We start from the raw sequence: 26,784 nt of genomic DNA, 5'->3' as shown, positions 1-26,784 counted from the left end.
TCAGGTCCGGATACCTCGATGATCGAGGTAAAAGGTGAGCTCGCGTAGCGGTGTGGTCGTCGCCCTGGGCGTTTCCCAGACGCTTGCCTGGGGCTCGACCTACTATCTTCCAGCCATCCTCGCCGTGCCAATGGCGCGAGACCTTGGCCTTGCCACGGGTACGGTATTCGCGGCCTTCTCCTCGGCGTTGGTGGTATCGGCCGTGCTAGGGCCGTCGGTGGGGCGGCGCATCGACCGATTTGGCGGACGCGATGTGCTGGCAGCCTCGAGCCTGGTGTTTGCCCTGGGTCTGGTGCTGCTGGGTCTGGCGGATGGAGCCAAGCTGCTGTGGGTGGGATGGCTGGTGATCGGCGTCGGCATGGGCATGGGGCTGTACGAATCGGCTTTCTCGACCCTGGCCGGGCTCTACGGCCGAGAAGCGCGTGGCCCCATTACCGGTATTACGCTACTGGCGGGCTTTGCCAGCACCGTGTGTTGGCCGATCACCGGCTGGCTCAACGCCGAATTCGGTTGGCAGAACGCCTGCTTTACCTGGGCGGCGGTACACCTGTTGCTGGGTTTGCCGCTCAACCGGCTGTTGATTCCCTTCGGCATTCAGCCGCCCGTACCCCGTGGCGAAGCGGCCGCCGCCGAGGTGAACTCGACCTGGCTGCCCATGGCGCTGCTGGCTTTCGTCTTCGCCGTGACCTGGTTCGTCAGTACCGCTATGGCGGCACACTTGCCGTGGCTGCTGCAGATCGCAGGCCTCTCGCCTGCTGCTGCCATCGCCGCCGCAGCGCTGGTGGGGCCGGCCCAGGTGGCGGCGCGACTGCTTGAGTTCTCGCTGCTGCAGCGCTTTCATCCCTTGCTCTCGGCCAAGCTGGCGGTGGTGGCGCATCCCATTGGCGCGCTCGGCGTGATGACGCTGGGGGCACCGCTGGCCACGCTGTTCGTGCTGCTGCACGGCGCCGGCAACGGCATTCTCACCATCGCCAAGGGCACGTTGCCGCTGGCCATTTTCGGCCCGCACGGCTATGGCCTGCGCCAGGGCGTGCTGATGGTGCCGGCACGCTTCGGCCAGGCGCTGGCGCCGCTGGCCTTCGCCCTGCTGATCGAGCGCTTCGGCACCCAAGCGCTGCTGTTCTCCTCAGCCCTGGGGCTTGCTGCCCTGGTGGTGCTGCTCGTCCTGCAAACCCACGCCATGAAGGAGGCGACATGAGGCTTCGCACGCTCAACGACCCCGATTATCTTCCGGCCCTCGACGAGCGCTTCGCTCACCGGCAGCCCGGCCAGGGCTTGCCCGATCCGCTGGGCCATCCGCCACGCATCCTGCTGCTCTACGGCTCGCTGCGCGAACGCTCCTATTCGCGCCTGGCGGTGGAGGAAGCCGCGCGGCTGCTGCGCTATTTCGGCGCCGAGACGCGGATCTTCGATCCTTCCGATCTGCCGCTGCCGGACCAGGTGCCGGGCGACGATCACCCGGCGGTGCGGGAACTGCGCGAGCTGGCGCTGTGGTCCGAAGGGCAGGTGTGGTGCAGCCCCGAGCGCCACGGCCAGATTAGCGGCGTGATGAAAACCCAGATCGACCATCTGCCGCTGAGCATGGGGGCGGTGCGGCCCACCCAGGGGCGCACCCTGGCGGTGATGCAGGTCAGCGGCGGCTCGCAGTCGTTCAATGCGGTGAACACCCTGCGCCTGCTGGGGCGCTGGATGCGCATGTTCACCATTCCCAACCAGTCCAGCGTGCCCAAGGCGTACCAGGAGTTCGATGAGGTCGGGCGTATGCGACCCTCGCCGCTCTACGACCGCATCGCCGACGTGATGGAGGAACTGGTGCGCTTCACCCTACTGCTGAGGCCCCATGCCGAAACGCTGGTGGACCGCTACTCGGAGCGCCGTGAAGCGGCCGGTGCCAAAGCCGATCCGGTAACGGACAGGGCGGCGGTCAGCCAGGCCTCCTAGCGGAAAAGTGAGGCGGGGCGTCATGCGCCCCGGTGTTCAGCCACCTCGAAGGGCAGTCATCAGGCCGGCTGCGCCAGGCGTGGTGTTGCCAACTCACGATGCAAGCTCTCGACGAGCTGGTCGATACGCGCCAGGGCGCTTTCGGTCGAGGCCGCCAGCGCCTCGCCACCTTCCTCCTGATGCTCGATGGCAATACTGTGAAAGCCACCGACACCGATAAACTGCAGGGCGGTGCGAACGCTGGGCTCCAGGTGGTTGAGCGTGGCCAGGGGGCGCCCCGGGTCGAAGTCGAAACCGCCGCGGGAAGAGAGCAATACCGCGTGGCGTGAACGGTCGGCCAGCAACGGTACGTAGCCCTCCAGAGGCAGGTGGGGGTGGGCGCCATACTGTGGGTCGAAGTCGACGGTGCGATTTATGCGGATGATGTTGTCGATCCAGGCCTTGAAGGCGGCCGGCGGGCCGAAGTTGTACATGGGTACGCCGAGCACCAGGATATTGGCCCGTATGACCTCATCCGCCAGGGCATCGCTCTCGCTGAGCAGTTCTCTCATCGGTTCGGTTTGCTGCTCTATGGGCGTGAAGGCGGCCTCGATCCATTCGACGCTGGTCAGCTGTGGCGGGTTGGCGCCGATATCGCGATAGACGATCTCGGCATCCGGCTCCAGAGTGCGCCAGCGGGAAACGAAGTGATGGGTCAGCCGGCGGGTGTGCGAGCCGTGGTCTTGGCTGCCGGCACGACCGGGGCGTGGGCTGGCATCGAGGTGAAGTAAACGCGTCATGGGTTTTCTCCGTCACTGGGTGTAGGATCTATTGAATGAATTGTTCTCAGCCTTGCTTGTGGCTCGTTTCATATAAGCCTGAAGTCAGATGGGGCGACAAACGACGATTCTTTTTCGATTTTGGAAAATAAAACTCAGCCATGATGCCGCGACGACTGCCTTCGCTCTCCGCCCTGCGCGCCTTCGAGGCGGCGGCGCGCCACCTCAGCGCCAAGCGCGCCGCCGAGGAGCTCTCGGTCACGCCGACGGCGATCAGCCATCAGATACGCCAGCTCGAGGAGAGCCTGGGCGTGGCCCTGTTCGTGCGGCGGCCGCGGCAGCTGGTGCTGACGACTCAGGGCCAGTCGCTGCTCACCGTGCTGAGCGGCTCCTTCGACGCCATCGCCGAGACGGTGGCCAAGCTGCGCCGTCCGCCGGCGCGACAGGCGGTGACGCTTTCCACCACTCCGGCCGTTGCCGCACGCTGGCTGCTGCCCTGGGTCTGCCTGCTGCGCGATGCCCACCCGCAGATCGACCTGAGCATTCAGGTTTCCCACCAAGCGGTTGCTCTGGACGGGGTCGTTGCCGACATGGCGATTCGCTATGGCGAGGGCCCCTGGCCCGGGCTGGCCGCGGAGAAGCTGTTCGACAATGTCTTCGTGCCCGTCTGCAGCCCCTTGCTGAAGCTGCGTGAACCGGCCGAGCTGGTGCGTCATACACTGCTCCACTTTTCTTCGCCCGCGCCGTTGGACTGGGCGGCCTGGCAGCGCCAGGTTCAGGTCCCGGGGCTCGACGTCAGCGCCGGGCTGATGTTCTCCGACGAAACCCACGGCATCACCGCTGCATTGGATGGCCAGGGCGTGGCCCTGATGAGCCGATACCTGATCGAGGAGGAGTTGCGTCAAGGGCGCCTGGTACAGCCATTCGGCCCCGAGGTTAAGGCCGCTCCCTTCCAGCTCGTCTACCCGCCCGAGCGGCTCGAGGAGCCGGCCATCGCCGCCGTGCGCGAGTGGGTCATCGGGTTGCTGGATACCCAAGCCAGAGAGAGCGGCTGCCGTGCGATAGTCGAGCACCAGTCATGACGTCAGCCGTGTCAGCTTGTCGGGATTGCGCACGATGAAGATATCCATGGCCTGGCCTGAGCGGTCGTAGCCGAAGGTCACCGTCGCGACGACGTTTCCTTCTCGATGCATCACGAAGCCGCAGCCCCCGTTGATGTCGGCTTCACGCCATTCATAGCTGGCCCAGTACTGGCTCAACCGGCTGGCCAGGAAGTCGAGTACAGTCGACTTGCCGTGCAGCGGTTCGAGCAGGGTGGGCACCTTGCCGCCGCCGTCGGCACTCAGGCGAATATCGGCCGAGAGCAGGTTCGCGAGCCGTGCCGTGGCACCTTCGGTGATGGCGAGCCGGAAGGCCTCCAGCAGCGCCTGCTGGCGTTCCCGCGGTGGGGTGTGCCGTTCCTCGGCGGTTTGGAGGTTGCTTCGTGCCCGGGAAACCAACTTGCGACAGGCCGGCTCCTTGAGCTCGAGCATGGCGGCGATCTCGGCGTAGGACGTGTCGAAGATCTCATGCAGCAGATAGGCGGCCCGCTCCTTGGGCGAGAGGCGTTCCAGCAGCAGCAGGAAGGCGGTGGAGAGTGAGTCGGCCAGCTGCATGCTGCGTTCCGCATCGGAGACGACGGCGGTCGGGATGGGCTCGGGCAGCCAGGCGCCGACGTACTCGACCCGAGCCCGGTGGGCGTTGCCCAGCAGATCGAGGCAGCGTCGCGTGCAGGCCGTGGTCAGCCAGGCGTGGGGCGTATCGATAGCCTCACGATCCGCTGCCTGCCACTTGAGAAAGGTGTCCTGCACCGCATCCTCGGCGTCGGCGCGCGAGCCGAGGATGCGATAGGCCAGCCCCAGCAGCATGGGGCGGGCCTCCTCGAAGTGAAGCAAATCGGCGGAAGGCATCAGGCTGTCTCGGAAATCGGAGCCGCCTTGTCCTTGGCCCAGGCCACGGTAGCAGCATGAATCTCGGGCGGATGAGCCAGCAGGGGCGTTACCGCGGCGACATAGGCTTCGTATGCCGGCCCCTGCATGAAGGCCTGTGCATCCGCACCGTCGGCGTAGCGCTGGAAGACGCGGATCGTGTTGGGATCGCCATCATCGTAGCAGTAGAAGTAGGCGTCGTGGACCTGGCGCTCCTGGATGCTCGGCATCAGGTGAGTCTCCCACACGCGCCGTACCTCTTCGCGCTTGCCGGGGAGTGCCTTGTGGGTGATGAAAAGCGTGCTCTGGTTCATGCATGACTCCTGAATCGCTGAGGTGAGGTAGAGAGATGAAGGCCGAGTGGCCGTCACTGTCATGACGATTCAGGAGTGGGACTTGTGACAGGGCAGACTAATCCATCGTTTCCTGCTGCTGCGGATGGAGAGGCCTGAGGCGGCCACGCTCACGGTATAGCCCGATGTCGCGCAGCATTCGCGGGTCGCACTCTTTCAATTCGGCATGGTCCCGATAGCTGGCAATGCCTCGGCGGCCTCGCTTCAGCCATGACGCGAGTCTGTACAGAATCATGCTTCCTCCTTCTGAAAGCGCTGTCTTTCTGCCACTTTCTCGCTCCAGGTGAGAGGCCACACTCCGTTTATTGCTGTCAAAGGCGTTCGCTGGTGAAGGAGAGATGGACAGCCGAATATATGCACCGGGAAGGGAGCCGCTCGGTAGTAAAGTCTGCGCTTTCGACCGGTTCACCGAGCGGCTAGGGGGAGTTGGTGCCCCGACTTGAGGGCAAAGCCTTAGGCGGCGGCCTGCTCCTCCTTGTCGTAGTTGATCATCCAGGCAACGCCGAAACGGTCCACCAACATGCCGAAGCGATGCGCCCAGAAGGTCTCCTCGAGCGGCATCTGCACGGTGCCGTTGTCGGCCAGGGCATTGAAGATCCGCTCGGCCTCCTGCACCGAGTCGACGCCGATCGCAATGCTCGCGCCCTTGATGCCTTCATAGGGCGCAGGGCTGCAGGGGGAATTGTCCGAGGCCATCAGCAACTGATCGCCGATGCGCAGCCGGGCGTGCATGATCTGGTTGCGCGCTTCCTCGGGTATCTCCATGCCCTCTCTATCGGGCATTTCGCCGTAGGCGGCCATGGCCTCGAGCTTGGCGTCGAAACAGCGCTGATAGAACTCGAAGGCCTCGCGGCAGTTGCCGTCGAACATCAGGTAGGTGGAAAGCTGCATGGTGGGTCTCCAGGAGAGTTGTTGTCGGTTCTACTTCCCTTCGTCGATTCAACGTAGACGATTTCGACACCCATCCATTTATTTTCTTGCTGCCAACCGTTGCAAGCGGGCGGCCTGCGCCGAGAGGGCATCGCACAACTCGGGCGGTTCGAGGATCTCGAAGTCATAGGGCTGTCGAGCAAGTTGCCGGGCGAACCAAGCCAGGCTGTCGGTGCGGGCATGCAGCATCACGCCGCTTTCGTCGGGGGTAAACACGCCGATATTGCGCCCCAGCTCTTCAACGGCATGGGTAAGATCGGTGTGCAAGCGCACGCGTACAGCGGTTGCACGGGGCAGGCTGGCGATGCTGCGGACCAGATGCTCGGCCGGGTCGAAGTCGTCCGGCCTGTCGAAGCTGGCCTCGAGCGGTGTGGCCTCGGCGATGCGGTCCAAGCGGAAGCTGCGCAGGTCGCGACGCAGATGGCACCAGCCGCTGACGTACCAGCGCCCGCCGCGGAAGACCAGGCCGTAGGGGTTGAGCACGCGCCGGGTGGCTTGGTTGCGGTCGTCCCGGTAGTCGAGCCGGACCCGCTGGCGTGCCTGGGTGGCGGTGGCGAACAATAGCAGCAGGCGCTCGTCGCCCGGCGCCCTGGCCGAGGGCAATTCCAGCCGCGCGCTCTCGCTTAGCGCCTGCGCCTGTTGCTTCAACCTGGCGGGCATGACCCGCTCCAGCTTGGCGCGCGCAGTGTCCAGTGCCGGGGCCGTTTCAGCGATGCCCAGCCCCTGGGCGGCGAGCAGCCCCAGTGAGACGGCCAGCGCCTCTTCGCTGTTGAACATCAACGGAGGCAGCTTGAAGCCCGGCATCAGGCGGTATCCACCATGCCGCCCCCGCTCGGTGGTAACGGGGATGCCGAGTTCTTCCAGGGCCTGGATGTAGCGCCGCAGCGTCCGGCGATCGATATTCAGCCGCTCGGCCAGCTCCCGGCCGCTCATGTGGCGGTGGGCCTGCAGCAGTTCCAACAGCGTCAGTACGCGAACGGTGGGGTTGGCCACGCTGAATTTTCCCGTTTTAAATAGGGCGTGATATGTCCTATTTAGCCATTACCTTGCTGACAAGGCCAGGCGCAGAGGGCGCTGGCTTTTCCAACTGAGCAAGGAGCAAGACAATGGAACCCGTTCTCTTCTATGGCGTACCGCAAGGCTGTTCGTTCGGCGCTATCGTGGCACTCGAGTGGCAGGGCCATCCCTACCGGCTGTGCCGCATCGAGATGATGGAGCAGCCCTGGGACCCGCTCTATGCCAAGGTCAATCCACTGTTCCAGACCCCGGCGCTGCTGCTGGAGGACGGCGAGCCTCTGACCGAGAGCCTGGCGATCCTGCAGCATTTAACGGCACGCGATCTTGGCACGCGGTTGGGCTTCGAGCAGGGCAGTCGGAAGTTTGATCGCCTGAACCAGATGCTGGCCTACCTCAACACCGATTTCTTCTCGGCCTTCAATCCGCTGTGGGTGCTCTATGAGATCCAGGGGTTGAACGGCGTCGAGCAGGAACTGCTGCGCCGGTTGGGCCGCGAGCGAGTGGCTGAAGGCTGCGCCTACCTCGACGGACTGCTGGCCAAGCGCGAGTGGCTGCTGGGAGATGCGCGCAGCATGGCGGATGCCTATCTCATGGGTATCGCTCGCTGGGCCGAGTATCACCGGCTATTCGATCTTGGAAGTGACTATCCGAACCTGGCCCGGCACCTGGCGAAGCTCAGGGACGATCCGGCCGTGCGCTTCGCCGAGGCCATCGAGCGCGGCGAGCAGCCGAAAGGGAAGGGGCACTTCAGGGGGCATGTCACCCTGAAAGAACTCGAGTCGCGCTTGGCCCCTGAAGCACTCTCTGCCTGAGTATTGTTACGGGCTGGCTCGAGCCAAGGCAGTCGAGCGCCGCCGCGCACGCTATGATCAGGCGATGCCCTGGCGGCGACTCAACACCAAGGAGAACCGGCATGTACCTATCGGCGCAGGATATCGAAGCCCTTGAGGGCGTGAGGAAGGTGCACCTTCTCAACGCCAAGGCCGTACGCATCGACAAGTCGCTGGGGGATGCCGTGGGCATGACCCAGCTCGGGATCCACCAGATCAGCGTGCCCCCCGGCCATTACTCGACCGAGTACCACTGCCATCGCTACGAGGAGGAGGCCATCTACGTGTTGTCGGGACGTGGCGTGGCCACCCTGGGCGAGCGGAAACAGCCGATCGGCCCCGGCGACTTCATCGGCTGCCCTACCAACGGCGTAGCCCACGAGATGTACAACGACGGCGACGAGCCGCTGGTATGCCTGGTGGTGGGCCAGCGGCTGGCCCAGGACGTTTGCGACTACCCGCGGCAGGGCAAGCGGCTGTATCGCAACAGTGGCGAATGGAATCTGGTCGATCACGATGCCATCGAGCATGTGCCACGGTAGCCGCGTGGCTGATGTATTTCGAAGCTTCCCGGTAAGTAAGGGCTTACCGGGGGGGCGAACATTATTTCGCTGAGATGGAGCCCACGTCATCACGAAAGGGACCCGCTGGTCCGAAGAACGGCAGGCCCCTAGCGGAGTCCACAGCCCCGTCAGGCCGTGGCGACGGGCAACTGGGCATCCTCCCACTCCGCCTTGCCGCCCTCGTAGACGGCAACATCGGTATAGCCCATGGCCTCGAGCTGGTTGGCCACCATGTGTGAGTTTTGGCAGGTCGCGCTGGCACAGTACACCACTATCGTAGCCTGCTTGTCAGGCAGCAGCTCGGGCGCCCGCTGCCTGACCTGGTCATGATTGATGTTGATGGCATTCGGCAGGTGCCATTGTCGGAAAAATTTCTCCGGCAGCGCCTCGACCAGGATCGGGCGCTCCCGATTTTCGAGGCGGACGGCAAGGTCTTCGCGGTTGATGGTCTTCATGTTGGTGCTCCAGGTGTCGGCGATTGTGAATCCGTTGCCTCGGCAACGAGAGATCAGCGTAGTCTTTGCGAATCAGCAATGAAATCGACGAAAATTGCATAAAGCCATTGCAGAGGTGCAAGGCGTGAACTTCGATTGGGACGATCTTCGCCTTTTCCTGGCGATTGCCCGTGCCGGCACCCTGGCGGGGGCGGCGAGAGCGCTTGGCGTCAACCACTCGACGGTGTTCCGGCGGCTCAAGGCGCTGGAGGCCGGCCTGGAGGTGCGCCTTTTCGACCGCTTGCCGCAGGGTTATGTGCCCACAGCGGCGGGTGAGACGCTGCGCAAGCACGCGGAGCGAGTGGAGGAGGAGGCACAGGCCATCGAGCGTGAGCTCGGGGGGCACGACGTGAGGCTGTCCGGGCGGGTCGTCGTCACCACCACCGATACCCTGGCCAATGCGTTTCTCGCGCCCGTATTTCAGGGCTTCGTCGAGCGCTACCCGGGCATTGAGCTGGAACTCTTGATAGTCAGTGCTTTCCTCGATCTGTCCCGGCGTGAGGCGGATATCGCCATTCGCCCGACGCAGGCTCCGCCGGAGAACCTGATCGGCCGACGGCTGGGCACCATTCGTTGGGGGATGTACGGTGCGCGCGAGTACTTGAGAGAACGTCCGGCGATCGAGGATCCGGCACGTCTGGAGGGACACCGCTTCGTTGGCGGTAACGAGATGATTCGCCATCTTGCCAGCAGCCGATGGCTCGACGAACGAGTGCCGCCGGAGGCCTTCGCGCTACGCACGAACAGTGTCGTCGCGGCGCTGGGGGCCGCCCGGGCCGGCGTGGGGCTCGCCGTAGTGCCGCATTACATGGCTCGCCAGGAGAGCGAGCTGGAGTGCGTGCTGGCGATCGGCCCGGAGGTAGCGACCGACCTGTGGCTGCTGGTCCATCCGGACTTGCGTCATAGCGCCCGTATTCGCGCCTTCATGTCCTTCGCGGTCAAGGCGGTCAGGCAGCGACAGGACGAACTGGAAGGCCGCTAACGCCGGGGGGAGGCGCGCCGAGCGCCAGGCCCAAGGCGGCGTGGCAACCGAGGAACGAGCCCCGCTTCCGGGTAGGCAACGGCCTGGCCAGGCGTCACGACGCGATGTGGATTGACGCCGCGGTTGGGCATGCTATTTTCTAATACGTAGTCGCATCCAGGCGGAATCATTCATGACCCCTTCTGCACGCTCTCCTCTTTCCACGCTGGTGGCCACGCCGGTCGCCGTCGTGGTGCGTGCCGCGATTGCTCCCCCCCTGCCACCTGTCGCTCCGCCGCTCGGCGTTTCGCCGCCAGCGGGGCTCGACATGGCCGGCGTTTCACCGCCGCCCATGTGCACTCTGGGCTGACCTCGAGCCCACCAAGCTGCCTCAGCTTTCCATCGTTCGGCATTGGTTCCAGTGCCGGCTGAGGCCTGTGCGTCCCTAAGCTTTGTCCGAAAAGTCGTCGAGCGATGGTCAGACAAGGCAAAAATCGGCGAAAAGACGCAGTTTACGCGGTGTAAATGAGTACTTTGAGCCGAGTTTTAACGCCGTATGACCGAGCGTAGACAGTTTTCAGACGAAGCGTAGACAGGTGAAAGTCACCATGACAAACCATTCCGTTGCCTGGGCCGCTCATGCGTCCACGGCGCTCTTCGTGCTGCTGTGGGGCAGTGGCGCCATCTTCACCAAATGGGGGCTGGACCATGCCCCGGCCTTTGCATTTCTGCTGCTGCGCTTTGGCCTGGCGCTGGCCGTGCTGATGGCCATCGGGCGTTACCGGCGCCGCTGGCTGCCCGCGCCTGGCACACGCCTGCGCGTCGCCGGAACTGGCCTGCTGCTGATAGGTGCCTACTCGATCTGCTATTTCCTGGCCATGGAGCAAGGCATCACGCCCGGGGTGTTGGCTACCTTGCTGGGAATACAGCCGATTCTGACCCTGATGCTGCTGGAGCGACGCTTCGCGCCGATGAGAATGGCGGGGCTCTGCGTGGCGCTGATGGGGTTGGTCCTGGTGGTATATCAGAGCGTCATCCTGGTGCGCTTTTCCTTGGCAGGCGTAGGCTTCGCCCTGGGCGCGCTGGGGTGCATGACGGTAGGCGCCATCATGCAGAAGCGCATCCGGCAATCGCCCGCCGAGGTCCTGCCGCTGCAGTACGTGGCTAGCCTGGCGCTCTGCCTGCCCTTCGCCGCGGTCCAGCCGGTGGCGTTCGAGCCGACCTGGGAATTCCTGGTGCCGCTGCTCTGGCTGGCATTGGTCATCTCGGTAGTGGCGCAGCTGCTGCTGTATCGATTGATTCAGGCCGGTAATCTGGTCAACGTAACCAGCCTGTTCTATCTGGTGCCGGCGGCCACTGCCGTGATGGACTATCTATTCCTCGGCAATGCCTTGCCCATGCTCAGCCTGGTGGGGATGGCGCTCATCCTGCTGGGCCTGGCATTGGTATTCCGTCAGCCGGTAATGGCATCTCGACGATAGGGAGAAAAAGCGGCGCCTGTTGGCCGCGAGTGTTCACGGAGCATCGTGGCGCTCGCGGCTGTCGGCAGGCTTCAGGTCGCGATCTCGTCGTAGCCGCGATTCAGGAATTGCACGAAACAAAAGCCGTGGCCGAAGGGGTCGGCCATCAGCGCCAGCTTGCCCCAGCGATCGGTAACGATGGGCTGCTCCTGGGTGGCGCCGGCGGCGATGGCGTGCTCCACTGCAGCCTCGATATCCTCCACCACCACGTCCAGATGTACCGGTGTCCAGTGACGAGTGTAGTGGCGCTGCGCGCCGGGTACGGGCTCTCCTGCAGCATAGGCCGCTGAGCCGGTGGCCTTGACCAGCAGGTAGATCGGCGCCGGGCCGCCGATCAATTCGACGCCGTCGTTGCCGAAGCGACGCCCGATCTCGAGGCCGAATGCCTGTACGTAGAAGTCGATACCACGTTCGAGGTCGTCCACGTCCAGGTTGACGAGAAAATCCATGCCGCCTCCTGTCTAGGATTCACACAAATACCGAACACTAGCGAAATAACCAGGCGCTACCCGGTAAGTAAGTGCTTACCGGGGCGCCATTTCTTGGGAGGGTAGCAGGGCCTTTGGGTGATTGCTGAACAGGAAACGGTACTGCGAGGCACCATTTCCTGACAGTCAGGTTCGGTTGATCGAGACACCGCCGTCGGCCAGCATCGCCGTGCCGGTGACGAAGCTGGCATCGTCGCAAGCCAGATAGAGCGCCGCCCGGGCGATCTCTTCCGGTACGGCCATGCGCTTGAGCGCATGCAGGTTCTCGACGAAGGCCAGGACTTCCGGCCCGGCGTCGGGGGCGTTGGTGATGCTGGCCGGCGTATCGGTGCCTCCCGGCAGCAGCGCGTTGACCCGAATGCCGTTGGGCCCCAGCTCCGCAGCCAGGCACTTCATCAGGCCCAGGATGCCGGCCTTGCTGGCGCCGTAGGCCGCCATGCCGGGCATGCCGGCGGTATAGCCGACGAAGCTCGAAGTGAACAGCAGGCTTCCGCCGCCTCGCTGCAGCAGCGCCGGGATCTGGTACTTGGCACCCAGAAAGGCGCCGTTCAGGTTGGTATGCATGACGTCGTGCCAGTCACTCGGCTTCATGTCCTGAAGCGGCCCCATCGGCCCGACTATGCCAGCGTTGTTGAAGGCAATATCGAGCCCTCCGAAGCGCTCCAGGGCGGTAGCGACAAGGCGCTGGGCCAAGTGCGCGTCGCATACGTCCCCGGCGACGGCAACGGCGCTGCCGCCGTCGCGAGCGATGGTTTCGACCAGAGCATCGAGTTCGTCCCGGCGGCGTGCGCTCACGATCACGCTGGCGCCTTCGCTGGCGAACAACCGGGCGGCGGCATGACCGATTCCTGAGCTGGCCCCGGTGACGATGGCGATCTTTCCGGCAAGTCGGTTCATAGCGGTATTCTCCATGGATGGTAGGTATGGGTTACTGGCGATCCCATGCTTACCTTGCCGGCCTCGGGGCAAGCCCTCACTCCGCTTCTTGCCGTCAAAAATATGGCGGTTCAATGATGCTATGCTGCGAAATGCTGTGAAGAGACGGGCTTACTTTGAAAGCAAGGGACGGAGTGTGTCAGGCGGGCTCGGGACTCATCCTGAATTCACGGAGAACGCTCAACCCACAGCGGAGGCCCGCCATGAACGAGACATCCACCCATTCACTTGCCACCTTCGATTCCGATGAGGCGAAGTGGGCAGCGGTACTGGCCCGCGACGCCGCGGCGGACGACGCCTTCGTCTATGCGGTGCGTACCACCGGGGTCTATTGCCGCCCGACGTGCCCATCGCGTCGGCCGCGCCGCGAGAACGCCGAGTTCCATGCCGATGCGGCCACGGCCGAGCGGGCCGGCTACCGGCCGTGCCAGCGCTGCCGCCCCAAGGAGCTACCGTTGGCCCAGCGACATGCCCAAAGCGTCGCCAGGGCCTGCCGTCTCATCGAAACATCCGACGAGCTCCCTTCACTCGACGAATTGGCACAAGTCGCCGGGCTGAGCCGCTTCCATTTTCATCGCGTCTTCAAGTCGGTCACGGGGCTTACGCCCAAGGCGTATGCGGTCGCCTGCCGGGCGGAACGCGCTCGCCAGGCGCTGGGGCAGCGAGAAACCGTCACCGAGGCGATCTATGAGGCGGGCTTCAATTCCAGCGGGCGCTTCTATGCCGGTTCCGATCGCATGCTCGGCATGACGCCGAAACGTTACCGCTCGGGAGGAAAGGACACGGAGATTTGCTTCGCCCTGGGGGAGTGTTCATTGGGCACCATACTGGTGGCGAGCAGCGAGAAGGGCATTTGTGCCATTTCCCTGGGCAGCGATCCGGAGCAGCTGCTGCAGGAGTTCCAGGATCGTTTCGCCAATGCCACTCTTATTCCCGGAGGGAAGGATTTCGATGCCTGGGTGGCCCAAGTGGTGGGCTTCGTCGAAGCGCCTGGCGTCGGGCTGTCGCTGCCGCTGGACATTCGCGGCACTGCCTTCCAGCAGCGGGTCTGGCAGGCGCTGACCGAGATTCCCGTGGGCACCACGATCAGCTATGCGGAGTTGGCGCAGCGGATCGGTTCACCCAAGTCGGTGCGTGCCGTGGCCAGGGCCTGCGCCTCCAATACTATTGCGCTTGCCATACCCTGCCACCGGGTTGTGCGTAGCGACGGGGCGCTCTCGGGTTACCGGTGGGGCGTAGAGCGAAAGCGGGCGCTGCTCGAGCGTGAAGCGACACGGCGAGATGTGGCGGTGGTGGAGAACGAGCATGGGTGAACGATATGAGGTAGCGCTTCACTCTGTAGCGGTACCGAGCGGGTTCATCGTTTCTTCCAGGGCTTCGGTGATTCCCGCTTGCGGGGTGCGCTCGAGAAAGGTCGACAGCACTACATAGCTGCGCGTGGCCTTGACGCTCGGCAGGGCATAGAGCCGGGCGAGCAGTCCTTCCAAGGCGCGGCTGCTGGCGCAGCGCACCTTGAGCAGCATGCAGGTGTCGCCGGCCACGGAGTGGATCTCCTCGACTTCGGGCAGCGCCGAGAGTGCCAGCAGATCCTGGGTCTTGCCCCAACCGGTGGAATCGACATGCACGAAGGCGAGGAAGGGCTTGCCGGTGGCAGGGCCGTCCAGCATCGCCACCGTGCCACGTATACGCCCCGTGGCACGCAGCCGTTTCACCCGTTCATGCACGGCCGGTGCCGAGAGCCCGGCGCGATTACCCAGCTCGGCATAGCTGAGCCCGGCATCCACGGCCAGCTCGCCTAATATTTTTCGGTCGAAGGCGTCCAGGGGTCGTGCCTCCTGAGCCTTGTTCCGAATGGCTTCTGTTTTTTCTGAGTTCGGCATTATCGCAATTGCTCCGAATGACATTCCTTTCTTCAATGTTAGTGTCGAACTGCATTTGGAGCGAGCCGTGATTACTCGTCATCTTCTCCTGTTGACTGCTGCCATTGCCGTGATCGGTGCCAATTCGCTGGCGCTGAGCCCCATTGCTGCTGCGGTGGCGGCATCGCTCCCGGGGCGAAGCGCTGCCGATGTGATGACGGCCGCGGCCTTCTATGGCCTGGCCACGGCAGGTAGTGCGCTACTGTTGGCTCCGATGGCCGATCGCATCGGTTCCGAGCGCGCACTGGTGCGGGCGCTATTGGTGCTGTGCGTGTCGCTGGGCCTCGCGGCGCTCTCTCCCGCGCTGTGGTTGCTGGTTGCCGCCCAGGCGCTTGCCGGCCTGGCGGCGGGCATGGCGCTGCCGGCGATCTATACCCTCACCGCTCAGGTGGCCGAAAAGGGACGCGAGAGTGAAACCCTGAGCTTCGTACTGATCGGGTGGACGTTGAGCCTGGTGGTTGGGGTCGGTTTCGCAGCGCTCTTGGCCGACTTGCTGCATTGGCGCGCTGTTTTTGTGGTGCTGGCAATGGTTGCAGCAGGATTGGCGCTGGGTGTTTCCCGCTGCAGCGATTGGGGCACAAGGACGGGCGGTGAAAAACCGAGTTCCGCGCTGATGGCATTGCGTATCCCCGGCATCCATGCGGTGCTGCTGAACGTTGGTGCCTTCATGACGGCGTTCTATGGTCTGTACACCTATCTTGGCCCGCATCTGGGCGAGGTTTTGCAGCTTCCCGCTTCCTTTGCGGGACTGACGATCGCCGTCTATGGCCTGGGCTTCGGCGTTGCCGCACCGCTGGGCCGACTGGTCGACCGGCATGGCGCGACGGCTGCCGCCTGCGTCACGTTTGCCGGCTTGATGCTCGTGTATTTGGGAATGATGGCGACCGCGGCACTGCCTCTGGTACTGCTGGCGCTCTGCCTGGGCTGGGGCGTGGGCAACCACATTGGCCTGAACCTGCTCATGCGCCAGTTGGCCGAGCTGGACCCGACGCAGCGCGGTGCCATCATGGGGCTCTATAGCGCCATTACCTACCTGTGCGTTTTCGCCGGCGCACTGCTCTACCGGCCGATCTTTACGCACTATGGATTTGCCGCCTGCGCCTGGGCGTCGGCGATGCTCGTACTGCCGGCCCTGGGCTGGGCGCTGGGGCAGCGGCGCAGGAAACAGGCCGCGCTGGAGTAGCGGTGGGGAGTCCTTTGCTCTCTCAGAAGCCTACGCTCCATGCCAAAGAACGAACCGCCGCTCCTGGAGCGGCGGTTCGTTCGTGTACAGGTCCCTCAGCCGAACAGCAAGGGATCGACCAGTCCACTCGGGTAGGTCAGGGTCAGCAATTTCGCCATGCTGACCAGGAAGACCGTCACTCCGGCAGCCATGGTGATGGTCACCCAGGGCTTGAGTCGTGCGATGAACATCAGGAAGCCCAGGCAGAACAGCGTTGCGGTGGTGATGAGGCCGAACGTCAGGATTGTGCCAACCAGGGTGAAGAAGCCTACCAACCAGACGACTTGCTGAACCAGAGGCTGGTGTTGCCAGCTTGGCTTGCGGACCAGGCTGCGCACAATTTCCAGCAGACAGGCGATGCCCATGATCGCCAGCGCCAGGCGGGGCATGAGGCCACCGAGCAGGCTGAGATCGGCAAGGTGGAACCAGCCATAGATGGCCATGCCCAGCAGAGCGGCAAAGATCACCAGGTCGATGCCACCAATGGCGATGGGCCTGCTGCCAGCCGCAGGGGCTTCTCCGGCACCAGCCGCAGGCGCTTGCTCCGTATCGGTCGACCGGAGCTTGCGCCACAGCTGCCGAAACATGGGCAAGAACAGGGCGGCGAGGATCATGGCGCCGATGATCAGCACACCCGGGCGCATGAAGGCAGCGCTACCTTGGAACTGTACGGCCTGATAGAAGTAGGCTTCAGCACCAGGGGCCAGCACGAAGCCAATCAGGAAAGCGGGACGTGACCAGCCGGCTTGCTTGAACAGCACGCCGAGGACCCCGATCGCGCCGAGGGCCAGCAGGTCTCCCGGGGAGCGTGTGGCCTGGAAGGCCGCGAACATGATCAGCACCGTGATCAGGGGCGCCAGGATGACGAAGGGCACGCGGGTCAGGCTGGCGACTGGCCGGGCCAGGCCCAGGCAGAGCGCCGCACCGATGATGTTGGCCAGGGCCAGCGACCAGATGATGGTGTAGGTCAGGTCGAGATTGGTCTCGATCATGCTCACGCCGGGCTGCAGGCCGAGCAGTAGCAGGCCGCCGAGGAAGACGGCAGCGGTGCCCGAGCCGGGCACGCCGAACAGCAGGGTGGGCACCATGGCGCCACAGGCGCAGGCATTGTTGGCGGATTCCGGTGCGATGACGCCGCGGATGTCGCCTTGGCCAAACTGGGACTTGTCCTTGGCGCTCTGCACGGCATGGCCATAGGTCATCCAATCCACCACCGAGCCGGCGAGGCCGGGAATCGTGCCCAGCAGGCTACCGATGCCCGCGCAGCGCGCCACGAGTCCACGATTCTTGCCGACATCCTGGATGCCCTGCCGCCAGCCCTTGCCGAGCCGAGCGGGCTCTCCGGCGATGGCGCCGCGCTTGACCAGCAGATCGATGATCTCAGGCAGCGCGAAGATCCCCAGGCCGATGACCACCAGCGGTATGCCGTCGTAGAGATAGTCGATCTCGAAGTTGAGACGGAACTCCCCGGTGGCGGGCGCCATGCCGATGGTGCCGACCAGCAGGCCCAGGCCGCAGGCAGCGAGTCCCTTGAGCAGGTCGCGTCCGGAGAGTACCGCCACCATCGACAGCCCGAGCAGGGTCAGCATGAAGAGCTCGGAGGAGGAGAACGACAGCACCACCGGCCGGGCGATCAGAATGAACCCTGTCAGCACGGCGGCACCGATCAGACCGCCGATCATCGAGGCGAGGAAGGCACTGGACAGGGCCCGTGCGGCCTGCCCGCGCTTGGCCAGTGAGAAGCCGTCGATGACGGTGGCCTGGGAGGCGCTGGAGCCGGGAATGCCCAGCAGCACCGAGGCGAAGGTATCGCCGGTGGGGATCACGGCGACCAGGCCCATCAGCATGCCGAGGGCGACGCTCGGTTCCATGCCATAGAGGAAGGGCAGCAGCAACGCCATTCCCGCGATGCCACCGAGGCCGGGAATGATCCCGACCACCAGACCGACCAGCACGCCAACGACCATGTAGAGCAGGTGGTGCAGGGTGAACAGCTGCCCCAGGCTGGAAAGAAGGATATCGAACATGGAATTGGCTCTCGTGTTATTCGATGAGGGGAGCCCGGGCATTGGCTCTGGACCTTGGGGCCAAGGGCCAATGCCCGATGTCACGCGTCAGATACTGGCGCCGTGCTTCGTTTTCAGCCAGTCCGAGAGCCACTCGCGGGTAGCGTCATCCAGGGACATGGCGTCCTCGAGATGTTGCCGGACGATGTTGCCAACGATTGGGGCGTAGGGCCCCAACTGGGCATCGGCCTCCTGCTTGAACTCCTCGGTGTCGATGAACTCGAGGGCCGCTTCCCGGTAGGTCTCGATGAGTGCCTCGGGGGTATCCTTGGGCACCATGATCAGCTTCTGCAGGGTGAAGCCCGAAGCGAAGAACTTCTCGTAGGCGTCGTTGGCGGTACCGCTCGGGGCCTCGCCATGCACCTCTTCATAAACCTCGCTGAAGGTGGGAAGGTCGGGGAAGGCCGGGTCGCGCACGATCTCCCCGGCGTCATTCATCACGCCGAGAGAGAAGAGCGGGACGGCGCGGCCCGACTCCACCAGGGGGGCCACACTGCTCAGGTAGGCGGAGGTGGTCTGGAAATCGATGTCCGCTTCGCCGCGCTCGAAGGCCAGGCGGCCTTCGCCACGGCTCTGCATGCCGGAGACGGCCTGAACATCGACACCCAGCATGTCGAGGGCGATCAGTACCGGCAGCTCGAGTCCGGTGTGACTTTGCACGGCCAGCTTGACCTGCTTTTCCAGCAGGGCGGCAAGTGCGCTCTCGCTGTTCTCACCCAGGCTGGCCTGGGCGTAGACGACACCACCGGTTGGAGTCGCCAGGATCGGTGTCCAGGCGGAGTAGTCGTAGCGTACCCGCTTGTCTCCCAGCATCGCGGGATACTGAGTCGACGCGGAGGCGCCCAGCCAATCGCTACCGTCGCTCTTGGCACGCATGGCAAAGAGGTTGGAGCCGTTGATGGAGCCACCGCCCGGCACGTTGTCGATCATGATGGTGGGCTGGCCGGGAATGTGCTCGCTGAGCCAGGGCGCGAAGAAGCGGGCCCAGACATCGGTGCCGCCGCCGACGCCGAAGGGAATGGTCCACTTGATGGTTCCTGGCACATCCACGTTCTGTGCTTGTACGGATGCTGAGGCCGTCAGACCGAGCCCGGCGATTGCCAAGCCAAGGGCGGCGACTTTTTTCAGGCGACCGAGCGAAGTGCGAGCTGTCGTGGTCTTGTGGAGGGTCATGGCATGCTCCTGGTTGTTGTCGTTAGCGGGTGGCAAGACACCCGGGGGCGCGATGATCAATTGGCCTGCATGGCAGGGATTGTCTCACCGGGTGGCGTGGAAGCGGTGTAGAAGATCGTGCCACTCATGATCTTTCTGGCGGTACGAATCAGTGACACGCGTGCGATATCGCTGGCATTGCCTTGGCGGTGCTCGACGTCGAGGTCGATGAAGCCGGAGGGATGTTCCAGTCGCACCCGTGCCAGACACTCTCCCTCGGACATCCGCCTGCTTTCGACTGCGATGCGGTGGGCGATGGTGCCGGGAACGCTGACCGCCGAGGCGACGGCAATGGCACCGGTGACGGCGATGGCCTTGTGACAGCGGTGGGGTACGAAGTATCGCGTGCGCAGGGTGCTGGCGCTGTCACGCGCTGCACAGACCAGCACCGGCTTGGGCAAGACACTCTGGCTGACGTCGCCCAGACCCATGCTCCGTCCTGCCTTGCGGCGAATGCTTTCGAGGCGCTCGAGCAGGGCGCCATTGCCATCCAGTTCGGCGGGGGACTCATCGCCATTCAGGCCGAGGTCCGCAGCGTCGAGCATGATGATCGGCGTGGCCGCGTCGAGGCAGGTAACGTCGACACCTTCGATCGAGTCGCACGCCTTTCCGGTCGGCAGCAACGCGCCGGTCTTGGCGCCAACGATATCCAGGAAGCTGAGTTGAATGCCGGCGGCACTCCCGGGCACGCCGCTGATGGACGTCTTGCCCTCATAGCAGACCTGACGGCCCGGCGTTGGCACGTGACACTCAATCAGGCGCTGGGTGTTGAGGTTGCGCACCCGCACGACGGTCTTGCCGTCCTGGGGCTCCACCAGGCCCGTCTCGATCGCGTAGGGGCCGACCGCCGAGAGCATGTTGCCGCAGTTCGGGGTGAAGTCGACGCGGCGATTGAGGATATCGACCTGGGCAAACAGGTAGTCGACATCGACGCCGGCATGGGAGGAGCGCTCCACGATGGCGATCTTGCTGGTCAGGGGGTCCCCGCCGCCGATGCCGTCGATCTGCAGGGCGTGGCCCGATCCCATCAGGCTAAGCAGGATCTCGGCTTGGGCGTCCTGGCCGCTGGGAAGGTCGCTCATGCGCAGGAAAGGGCCTCGGGAGGTGCCGCCGCGCATGATCATGCAGGGAATGCTGTTTATCATCGTCATGCCACATCGCGTTGGGAAGTCGTGATGCGAGCATGTCAGTGGCCAACTGATGCTTCAAATGCAAATAAATGCAGTGATTGATGCGTATGTCGTATTAATGCGCTATGCTTATCAATGCCTACGTGTCATGCAAGAGTGCATAAATGCTACATCGCCTGGAATTCCTTGATCTTCAAGCGTTTATACTGGTCGCAGAGCTGGGTTCTTTCCATGAGGCGGCGCAACGTCTGCATCTTTCTCAGCCGGCTCTATCGCGACGCATTCAGAAGCTCGAGGAGCTTTTGGAAGTCGAGTTGCTTGAACGAACCACGCGAAGAACGCAGCTGACGCCTATCGGGGCGGACTTCCTGCCACGCGCCAGGCGCATGATCGAAGAATACGAGTCGTCGATTCTGAACATACGAGAACTGGCGACGCACCAGAAGGGTACGGTCACGATCGCCTGCCTGCCCACCGCCGCCTTTTACTTCCTGCCAAGCGTGATTCGTGGTTTCAGCGAGGCTTGGCCGGGTATCCGCATCCGCATCCTCGACGTCAGCGCCAACGAGGGACTGCAGCGGGTCATCAATGGCGAGGCCGACTTCGGCATCAACATGTTCAGCGCACAAAGCCCCGAGGTCTCCTTTACACCACTATTACGAGATCCCTTCGTACTGGCCCTGAGGTCGGACCATCCGTTGGCGGCAAAGGAGAGTATCGAATGGGCGGATCTCGAACAGGTCAGGCTGATCACCGTCAGTCGCGATAGCGGCAATCGCACCTTGCTGGACAATGCCCTCTCTGCCGAAGGCATCCGGCTGAACAGCTTCTACGAAGTTCAACACCTTTCCACCTCACTTGGCCTGGTCGAATCCGGGTTGGGCGTGGCGATCTTGCCCAAGATGACGATGCCCGGCCCGGACCATGACACGCTCTGCTCACGTGAGCTTCCCGAACCGCGCATTCAGCGAACCATCGGTCTGGTCAGAAGCAGTTCGCACAGTATCTCCAGCACGGCCCAACTGTTCATCGACATGCTGCTCGAGCACTGGGGAAGTACACCACCATCCTGAGATGCCGATGCTCGTCCACCAGCAGTGTGGCGTGTTCGTACTTTCTCGGGTTCGATTCGGCGTCGAGAAGCGTGCCGATGCCGTAGCGGTAGGCTTCATGATTGGGTTGCTCCCACCAGCGGCGAAAATCCGGCGACAGCTTGGTGAGCGCTTCGATCAACTCGCCCATTGCCGGGTCCTCGGGCGCGGCGGCCAGGTCGCAGCGGAACTGGGCCAGCAGGCGGGGGGCGTCCTGCTGCCAGCCGGGAAGGCGTCTGCGCAGCGCCGGGTCGGCGAACAGCAGGCGCATCATGTTGCGCTCGCCGGGCTCCCTGGCGCTGAAGCCAAGCAGGGCATCGGCCGCGGCGTTCCAGGCGATGACGTCCCAGCGCAGGTTCATCACGTAGGCGGGCCTGGGCATGTCGTCCATCAGCCTCTGCACCAGGGGCGGAATTTCCTGCCACTGGTAGGCCTCCACTGGCGGCGGGCGGCGGTGGGCGAGCAGGAACAGGTGGCAGCATTCGGCGTCGTCGAGCTTGAGGGCCTTGGAAACGCTGAGCAGGAAGCTCTCCGAGACGTTGATGTCGCGTCCCTGCTCGAACCAGGTGTACCAGGTCAACCCCACGCCAGCGAGGGTGGCCACCTCCTCGCGGCGAAGCCCTGGCGTGCGCCGGCGGCCGGTGCTGGGCAGGCCGACGTCGGCCGGCGTCAGCTTGTTGCGGTGATGGAGCAGGAAGTCGGTGAGTTCGCTGCGGGTTCTGTCGAGGCTGCGTCCGGCCATGGCTTCGTTCCAGGTAGTACCGCTGGTAATAGGATAATTGGCTATATTGTAACCCTATCAGGATGAGCCAAGACTACCATGCCAACCCATATGGAACAGGAGGCGTGGCATGGTTTCCCTCAATGAAGCGTCAGGCTCGCGGCTCACCCGGCAGCGGGCGGGTATCAAGGAGTGGGCCGGCCTGGCGGTATTGGCATTGCCCACGGCACTGCTCGGCCTCGACGTCACCATTCTCTATCTGGCACTGCCCGCCCTGGCGGCGGATCTGCAACCGAGCAGCACTCAGGCGCTGTGGATCATGGATGCCTACGGCTTCATGATCGCGGGCTTTCTGATCACCATGGGTACGCTGGGTGACCGCATCGGCCGCCGCCGGCTGCTGATGATCGGTGCCGCGGCCTTTGGCATCACCTCGGTGATCGCGGCCTATGCCACCAGTGCGGGCATGCTGATTGCCGCCCGCGCGGTGCTCGGTGTGGCCGGTGCGACGCTGATGCCATCGACCCTGGCGCTGATCAGCAACATGTTCGGCAATGTGCGTCAGCGCGCCCTGGCTATCGGTGTGTGGGCCACCATGTTCGCCCTGGGCATGGCGCTGGGGCCGGTAGTGGGTGGTGTGCTGCTGGAACGCTTCTGGTGGGGCTCGGCCTTTCTGGTGGCGGTGCCCGTAGTGGCCGTGCTGCTGATTGCGGCTCCGCTATTGCTGCCCGAGTATCGCGCACCTCGCAGTGGCCCGCTGGATCTCGCCAGCGTAGCGCTCTCGCTGGCAGCCGTGCTGCCGGCGGTCTATGGCGTGAAGGAGATCGCCAAGCTGGGGCTCGAACCCGTTCCGTTGCTGGCGTTGGCGCTGGGTGCGCTGATGGCGCTTGTCTTCGTGCGCCGGCAGCAGCGCTTGGCCGATCCATTGCTCGATATGCGTCTGTTCGGTAGCCGCACGTTCAGTGCCGCTCTGATCGTATTGTTGGTTGGCCTAGTGGGCGTTTCCGGCGTGATGCTGCTGGTGACCCAGTACCTGCAGCTGGTGGCAGGGCTCACGCCGCTGGCGGCGGGGCTGTGGATGGGGCCGGCGGCGCTGATGATGGTGCTGGCGGGCATCATGGCGCCACTGGTGGCTCGCCGCATTCGTCCCGGTTACGTGGTGGGCGCGGCCCTGGTGCTCTCCACGCTGGGCTACTGGCTGCTGGCCGCCGTCGAAGTGAACGCCAACGGGGTGGGCATGGTGATCGCCGGGTTCTCGCTGGTCTATCTCGGCCTGGGCACCATTGCCGCCCTGGGGACCGATCTGGTGGTAGGCGCGGCGCCGGCCGAGAAGGCCGGTTCGGCCTCGGCCATGTCGGAGATGGTGCAGGAGCTGGGAGTGGCGCTAGGCGTGGCCCTGCTCGGCAGCCTGGCCACCTTCGTCTATCGCGCCCAGGTCAGCGCGACGATGGCCGATGGCGAAGCCGTCGAGGTGGCGGGCGTCGTGGAAGACAGCCTGTGGGCCACCGTCTCGGCCGGCGAACGGCTTCCTGCGGGGCTGCTGCTGGAAGCCCAGCAGGCCTTCACCGCGGGGCTGAATGTGACCGCCACCGTGGGCGGCATCGCTATCCTGGCGCTGGCGGTGATCTCCATCGTCAGCCTGCGCCATGTCGGCGCCATCGGCGAAGAGGCTCAGGAGCGATTGGGCGAGGAAGGCGAGCCCTGCTCGCTCTGCTAGGGCTGGACCAATATCCCGTTTTTCCTCACTGCAAGACCAATTCGACCCGGCGGTTTTGCGCGCGGCCCGCTTCACCGGCATTACTGGCAATCGGGGCCAGAGATGCCACACCGCGAGCATCCAGCCGGGCGGCGTCGATGCCGTCGAGAGCGCCCAGGGCTTCGACGACGGCATTGGCGCGCCGTTGTGAGAGCTCGAGGTTGTAGTCGAGGCTGCCCTGGTTGTCGGTGTGGCCGACGATATAGACGGCGAGTTCCGGTGCGCTGCGCAGCAGCTCGGCCATCTGTTCGAGGGCTTCGGCCGATTCCGCCTCGATGGTGGCGCTGTCGGTGGCGAAGAAGATGCCATCGACGATCACGCTGCCATCGGTATCGAGGGCAGCCTGCAGGGCGCTGGCATCTTTTATGCTCACTTGGCCGAGCTGTAGCGGTTCGCCTTCGACCACGATCTGACGCACTAGCGTCCTGTTATTGGCGCGGTCTTCCATCATGAACAGGAAAATATGCACCCGGCTTTCATGGTCGTCGCGGGTCGCTAGTATGGCGCGGAAATTGTCGTTGACGGCGGCACGATCGAATGCTTTGGCGAAGACATTTCCGGAGCGTATGACATAGTTTCTGAAACCGGCGCCGCACTCGCTGCGCCCAGCGCAGGAAAGTAAAATGTCGAATTCGCTGCCGATTAGTGCAGCCTCGTAGTTGCGAGCAATTTCAAGGGCTGTGTTCTCCACAGGAAGCCGATAACCGATTCTGGTAATCCGACCTTCGAGTTCGAGCAGTTGGCTGGCTTCTTCCTCGCTCTCTATGGGGCCGCCGGGCAGCGTTACGGCATCGTAGTTGGAGGCTTGATAGGCGCTGATGGTGGCATTACCGAAGCGGCCGAGTAGGGGATGGTCGGCGGAGCCCTCGATATCGGCCATGGCGGGGATGGAGCAGGCAAGCAGCAGTGCGGCGAGATTGGTCAGTCGTTTCAGTTCCATCTGACGATTCCTGATTGTCGTTATTGTTGCGTACAAGGCCTAGGGTGTTTTTTATCGCCGTATCCGCTGCCCATGTCCAGTGCTTAGGCGTCGACCAGCTCCTCCTCGAGATTCTTCACCCATGCCATGACCAATGTGTCGATCTCTTGCTCGGCCTGGGCCAGCGAGGCGTGCAGACGTTCGTCACCGAACTCGTCGTACTCCACCGCGATGCCGTGTACGTCCTCGATACCCAGGTAGCCGAATACGGTGCGGATATGCGGCTCGACGTGGTTGGTATGGGCCATGCGTTTGCCTGGCGCGTAGCCGTAATCACCGCGAGAGCCCAGCACCACCAGGCGCTTGTGCATCTCGGTCAGCATCGGCCAGTAAGGCAGCCCTTGGCGCGAGCGATCGAAGCCGAAGGTGCGTCCGACCCGCACGATGTTATCGATATAGGCCTTGAAGCCTGCCGGGACACCGAAGTTGTACATCGGCACGCCGGCAACGATCACATCGGCCTCCAGCAGTTCGTCGACCAGCGCGTCACTCTCGGCCAGGACGTCGTGCATCCAGGGCTCGCGCGCCTCCGGCTTGGTGAAGGCGGCATGGATCCACTCGCCACTGACGGGGTGAGGCGGGTGCTGGCCCACGTCGCGATAGAGAATGCGATCGCCGGGACGGGCCTTTTGCCATTGCTCGACGAAACGAGCGCTGAGGCGACGGGAGTGGGAGCCGTGGGGATCGATCCCGGAACGGCCGGGACGGGCACTGGCATCGATGTGGAGTAGCGTGGTCATGAGTCTCTCCTGACAAGTAGAATTCAACTAGGTGGGTGCGTGAGAGACAGCATCAATCCATCATGCATGGCTGACAAACGACCATTTCTTGTGGGATGGGATAGCTGAACTTGTCTATAGTGGCCATGGCTGAGTGCTCAACGAGGAGACGCCAGTGAATCGACGCACGCTGCCACTATCGCAACTGCGCGCCTTCGAGGCGGCGGCGCGCCACCGCAGCTTCAAGCAGGCCGCCGAGGAGCTGGCCGTGACCCCGGCGGCCATCAGCCACCAGGTGCGCGAGTTGGAAGCGTTGCTGGGCGTGGTACTGTTCGAGCGGCGCATTCGCCAGGTGGTGCCGACGGCAGCCGCGGAGCATCTGTTCCCGGTACTGCGCCGTGGTTTCGATGCCTTCGCAGAGGCGTTGGAAGCGCTGCGTGAGCAGGGCCACGGCGGCAGCGTCACGCTCTCCTGCACGCCGGCGTTCGCCAGCCAGTGGCTGCTGCCGCGGCTGGCCGATTTCCATGCCCGGTATCCCGATATCGACTTGCGCATTCACGCCAGCGAAGCGCCCCTGGACCTGTCACGCGGTGCCTCGCTGGCGATTCGCTACGGCATGGGGCCCTACCCGGAGCACGAGGCCGAGGTGCTGGCCAGTGACACCTTCGCCCTGGTGGCTAGCCCGCAGCTGGGGCTGAGCGGGTATGAGGATCTGAAGAGAGTTCGGCATATCGTCTTCGACTGGTACAGCCCGGCGCTGGGGCTGCCCTCATGGCATCACTGGTGCCAAGCGGCAGGAGGCACCACTGCCGACCTGGGTGCGAGCCTGACCTTCTCCGAGGAGAGCCATGCGATCCAGGCCGCCATCGCCGGCCAGGGCGTGGCGCTGCTGAGTCTTACCCTGGTGAGGGATGAGCTCGAGCGCGGCGTGTTGCAGGTGCCTTTCGGTCCGAGGTTGCCGGGGCTTCGTTACCACCTGATCCGACACAGCCGCTTTGCCGGCCATGCTGCCCTTGAGCGGGTGGCCGAGTGGCTGCGAGGGGCCTTTACAGGAGATGTCGGCGGGAAGAGCGATACGGCAAAGATGGGACCTGCCGATCATTGATTTTTCTTGTCGGTTACCGAGGTGCGGCGCATCCTGACATGAGCCGATGACAAGAGATGACGAGGAGAAAACCGTGCTGCCGTCGTCCGATCTGCTGCTTTTCGCC

General features: G+C 64.0%; 28 protein-coding genes. 13 read left to right on the top strand and 15 right to left on the bottom strand.

Annotated elements, in window-relative coordinates; genetic code table 11:
• The first annotated feature begins 34 nt into the window (after positions 1 to 34).
• Positions 35 to 1,198 carry an MFS transporter gene (locus ACUY1T_RS06080; RefSeq protein WP_446021002.1) on the top strand — a complete coding sequence of 388 codons (1,164 nt, stop codon included), beginning with the start codon at positions 35 to 37 and terminating at the stop codon, positions 1,196 to 1,198.
• Positions 1,195 to 1,941, top strand: a complete 747-nt coding sequence (gene arsH / locus ACUY1T_RS06075) for an arsenical resistance protein ArsH (RefSeq protein ID WP_446021000.1) — start codon at positions 1,195 to 1,197, stop codon at positions 1,939 to 1,941. Before ACUY1T_RS06080 ends, arsH begins: the two co-directional genes overlap by 4 nt.
• A 59-nt stretch (positions 1,942 to 2,000) precedes the next feature.
• Here arsH and ACUY1T_RS06070 read toward each other — a convergent pair whose 3' ends face one another.
• Positions 2,001 to 2,720, bottom strand: coding sequence for an FMN-dependent NADH-azoreductase (locus ACUY1T_RS06070; RefSeq protein ID WP_446020998.1), 720 nt, complete (start codon positions 2,718 to 2,720; stop codon positions 2,001 to 2,003).
• A 140-nt stretch (positions 2,721 to 2,860) separates the two neighbouring features.
• On the opposite strand from ACUY1T_RS06070, the gene gcvA reads away from it, so the two are divergent.
• Entirely contained in the window at positions 2,861 to 3,781 is a 921-nt protein-coding gene (gcvA, locus tag ACUY1T_RS06065; RefSeq protein ID WP_446020996.1) for a transcriptional regulator GcvA, read from the top strand.
• On the opposite strand, the gene sigJ is transcribed toward gcvA, so the two are convergent.
• From sigJ to ACUY1T_RS06045, 4 genes are all read right to left on the bottom strand, one after another.
• Positions 3,776 to 4,648 (bottom strand): RNA polymerase sigma factor SigJ, encoded by an 873-nt coding sequence (sigJ, locus tag ACUY1T_RS06060; protein ID WP_446020994.1) that lies wholly within the window; start codon positions 4,646 to 4,648, stop codon positions 3,776 to 3,778. The two genes, gcvA and sigJ, sit on opposite strands and share 6 nt — an antisense overlap.
• A complete protein-coding gene (locus tag ACUY1T_RS06055; protein ID WP_446020993.1) occupies positions 4,648 to 4,980 on the bottom strand; it encodes a putative quinol monooxygenase in 333 nt (110 codons plus the stop codon). The genes sigJ and ACUY1T_RS06055 overlap by 1 nt, the downstream gene beginning before the upstream one ends.
• A gap of 492 nt (positions 4,981 to 5,472) precedes the next feature.
• The gene (locus tag ACUY1T_RS06050) at positions 5,473 to 5,910 is read right to left on the bottom strand and encodes a VOC family protein (RefSeq protein WP_446020991.1); all 438 of its coding nucleotides are present in this window, start codon (positions 5,908 to 5,910) and stop codon (positions 5,473 to 5,475) included.
• Positions 5,911 to 5,988: 78 nt separating this feature from the next.
• Complete coding sequence (locus ACUY1T_RS06045) at positions 5,989 to 6,942, bottom strand: helix-turn-helix transcriptional regulator (RefSeq protein ID WP_446020989.1); 954 nt, start codon at positions 6,940 to 6,942, stop codon at positions 5,989 to 5,991.
• Between the two features lie 113 nt (positions 6,943 to 7,055).
• On the opposite strand from ACUY1T_RS06045, the gene ACUY1T_RS06040 reads away from it, so the two are divergent.
• Positions 7,056 to 7,778 carry a glutathione S-transferase family protein gene (locus tag ACUY1T_RS06040; protein ID WP_446020987.1) on the top strand — a complete coding sequence of 241 codons (723 nt, stop codon included), beginning with the start codon at positions 7,056 to 7,058 and terminating at the stop codon, positions 7,776 to 7,778.
• A gap of 101 nt (positions 7,779 to 7,879) precedes the next feature.
• Positions 7,880 to 8,338: a cupin domain-containing protein gene (locus tag ACUY1T_RS06035; protein WP_446020985.1), complete on the top strand. Its 459-nt coding sequence runs from the start codon at positions 7,880 to 7,882 to the stop codon at positions 8,336 to 8,338.
• A gap of 149 nt (positions 8,339 to 8,487) precedes the next feature.
• Here ACUY1T_RS06035 and ACUY1T_RS06030 read toward each other — a convergent pair whose 3' ends face one another.
• A complete protein-coding gene (locus ACUY1T_RS06030; protein WP_446020984.1) occupies positions 8,488 to 8,814 on the bottom strand; it encodes a rhodanese-like domain-containing protein in 327 nt (108 codons plus the stop codon).
• A gap of 124 nt (positions 8,815 to 8,938) precedes the next feature.
• On the opposite strand from ACUY1T_RS06030, the gene ACUY1T_RS06025 reads away from it, so the two are divergent.
• From ACUY1T_RS06025 to ACUY1T_RS06015, 3 genes are all read left to right on the top strand, one after another.
• Positions 8,939 to 9,835: a LysR family transcriptional regulator gene (locus tag ACUY1T_RS06025; protein ID WP_446020982.1), complete on the top strand. Its 897-nt coding sequence runs from the start codon at positions 8,939 to 8,941 to the stop codon at positions 9,833 to 9,835.
• A gap of 172 nt (positions 9,836 to 10,007) precedes the next feature.
• The gene (locus ACUY1T_RS06020) at positions 10,008 to 10,184 is read left to right on the top strand and encodes a hypothetical protein (protein WP_446020981.1); all 177 of its coding nucleotides are present in this window, start codon (positions 10,008 to 10,010) and stop codon (positions 10,182 to 10,184) included.
• A gap of 238 nt (positions 10,185 to 10,422) precedes the next feature.
• Positions 10,423 to 11,295, top strand: a complete 873-nt coding sequence (locus ACUY1T_RS06015; RefSeq protein WP_446020979.1) for a DMT family transporter — start codon at positions 10,423 to 10,425, stop codon at positions 11,293 to 11,295.
• A gap of 71 nt (positions 11,296 to 11,366) precedes the next feature.
• Here ACUY1T_RS06015 and ACUY1T_RS06010 read toward each other — a convergent pair whose 3' ends face one another.
• On the bottom strand, positions 11,367 to 11,783 hold the full coding sequence (locus tag ACUY1T_RS06010) for a VOC family protein (protein ID WP_446020977.1): 417 nt from the start codon (positions 11,781 to 11,783) through the stop codon (positions 11,367 to 11,369).
• 165 nt (positions 11,784 to 11,948) lie between these two features.
• Entirely contained in the window at positions 11,949 to 12,719 is a 771-nt protein-coding gene (locus ACUY1T_RS06005) for an SDR family oxidoreductase (RefSeq protein ID WP_446020975.1), read from the bottom strand.
• 242 nt (positions 12,720 to 12,961) lie between these two features.
• Between ACUY1T_RS06005 and ada the strand changes: the two genes are divergently transcribed.
• Positions 12,962 to 14,071, top strand: a complete 1,110-nt coding sequence (ada, locus tag ACUY1T_RS06000) for a bifunctional DNA-binding transcriptional regulator/O6-methylguanine-DNA methyltransferase Ada (protein ID WP_446020973.1) — start codon at positions 12,962 to 12,964, stop codon at positions 14,069 to 14,071.
• 18 nt (positions 14,072 to 14,089) lie between these two features.
• Here the strand turns inward: ada and ACUY1T_RS05995 are convergent, their stop codons facing one another.
• On the bottom strand, positions 14,090 to 14,638 hold the full coding sequence (locus ACUY1T_RS05995; protein WP_446020971.1) for an Lrp/AsnC family transcriptional regulator: 549 nt from the start codon (positions 14,636 to 14,638) through the stop codon (positions 14,090 to 14,092).
• Between ACUY1T_RS05995 and ACUY1T_RS05990 the strand changes: the two genes are divergently transcribed.
• Complete coding sequence (locus ACUY1T_RS05990) at positions 14,610 to 15,860, top strand: MFS transporter (protein ID WP_446020970.1); 1,251 nt, start codon at positions 14,610 to 14,612, stop codon at positions 15,858 to 15,860. The genes ACUY1T_RS05995 and ACUY1T_RS05990 overlap by 29 nt on opposite strands.
• A gap of 95 nt (positions 15,861 to 15,955) precedes the next feature.
• Here ACUY1T_RS05990 and ACUY1T_RS05985 read toward each other — a convergent pair whose 3' ends face one another.
• The 3 genes from ACUY1T_RS05985 to ACUY1T_RS05975 form a co-directional block, all read right to left on the bottom strand.
• Positions 15,956 to 17,926 carry a tripartite tricarboxylate transporter permease gene (locus ACUY1T_RS05985; protein WP_446020968.1) on the bottom strand — a complete coding sequence of 657 codons (1,971 nt, stop codon included), beginning with the start codon at positions 17,924 to 17,926 and terminating at the stop codon, positions 15,956 to 15,958.
• Between the two features lie 87 nt (positions 17,927 to 18,013).
• A complete protein-coding gene (locus ACUY1T_RS05980) occupies positions 18,014 to 19,138 on the bottom strand; it encodes a Bug family tripartite tricarboxylate transporter substrate binding protein (protein WP_446020966.1) in 1,125 nt (374 codons plus the stop codon).
• Positions 19,139 to 19,194: 56 nt separating this feature from the next.
• On the bottom strand, positions 19,195 to 20,328 hold the full coding sequence (locus ACUY1T_RS05975; protein WP_446020964.1) for a 4-oxalomesaconate tautomerase: 1,134 nt from the start codon (positions 20,326 to 20,328) through the stop codon (positions 19,195 to 19,197).
• A 143-nt stretch (positions 20,329 to 20,471) separates the two neighbouring features.
• Between ACUY1T_RS05975 and ACUY1T_RS05970 the strand changes: the two genes are divergently transcribed.
• The gene (locus ACUY1T_RS05970; RefSeq protein WP_102628396.1) at positions 20,472 to 21,380 is read left to right on the top strand and encodes a LysR family transcriptional regulator; all 909 of its coding nucleotides are present in this window, start codon (positions 20,472 to 20,474) and stop codon (positions 21,378 to 21,380) included.
• On the opposite strand, the gene ACUY1T_RS05965 is transcribed toward ACUY1T_RS05970, so the two are convergent.
• On the bottom strand, positions 21,334 to 22,140 hold the full coding sequence (locus ACUY1T_RS05965; protein WP_446020962.1) for a helix-turn-helix transcriptional regulator: 807 nt from the start codon (positions 22,138 to 22,140) through the stop codon (positions 21,334 to 21,336). The two genes, ACUY1T_RS05970 and ACUY1T_RS05965, sit on opposite strands and share 47 nt — an antisense overlap.
• Before the next feature lie 109 nt (positions 22,141 to 22,249).
• Here ACUY1T_RS05965 and ACUY1T_RS05960 point away from each other — a divergent pair, with 109 nt between their 5' ends.
• Positions 22,250 to 23,836 (top strand): MFS transporter, encoded by a 1,587-nt coding sequence (locus ACUY1T_RS05960; protein ID WP_446020961.1) that lies wholly within the window; start codon positions 22,250 to 22,252, stop codon positions 23,834 to 23,836.
• A 25-nt stretch (positions 23,837 to 23,861) separates the two neighbouring features.
• Here ACUY1T_RS05960 and ACUY1T_RS05955 read toward each other — a convergent pair whose 3' ends face one another.
• Both ACUY1T_RS05955 and ACUY1T_RS05950 read right to left on the bottom strand, forming a co-directional pair.
• Positions 23,862 to 24,815, bottom strand: coding sequence for an OmpA family protein (locus ACUY1T_RS05955; RefSeq protein WP_446020959.1), 954 nt, complete (start codon positions 24,813 to 24,815; stop codon positions 23,862 to 23,864).
• Between the two features lie 83 nt (positions 24,816 to 24,898).
• Entirely contained in the window at positions 24,899 to 25,594 is a 696-nt protein-coding gene (locus ACUY1T_RS05950) for an FMN-dependent NADH-azoreductase (RefSeq protein WP_446020957.1), read from the bottom strand.
• Positions 25,595 to 25,748: 154 nt separating this feature from the next.
• Here ACUY1T_RS05950 and ACUY1T_RS05945 point away from each other — a divergent pair, with 154 nt between their 5' ends.
• Positions 25,749 to 26,678: a LysR substrate-binding domain-containing protein gene (locus tag ACUY1T_RS05945; RefSeq protein WP_446020955.1), complete on the top strand. Its 930-nt coding sequence runs from the start codon at positions 25,749 to 25,751 to the stop codon at positions 26,676 to 26,678.
• Positions 26,679 to 26,784 lie beyond the last annotated feature (106 nt).

The organism is Billgrantia sp. Q4P2 (genome assembly GCF_052806135.1).
The sequence above is the reverse complement of the archived record's forward strand: the minus strand, read 5'-3'. Positions and strand labels throughout refer to the sequence as shown.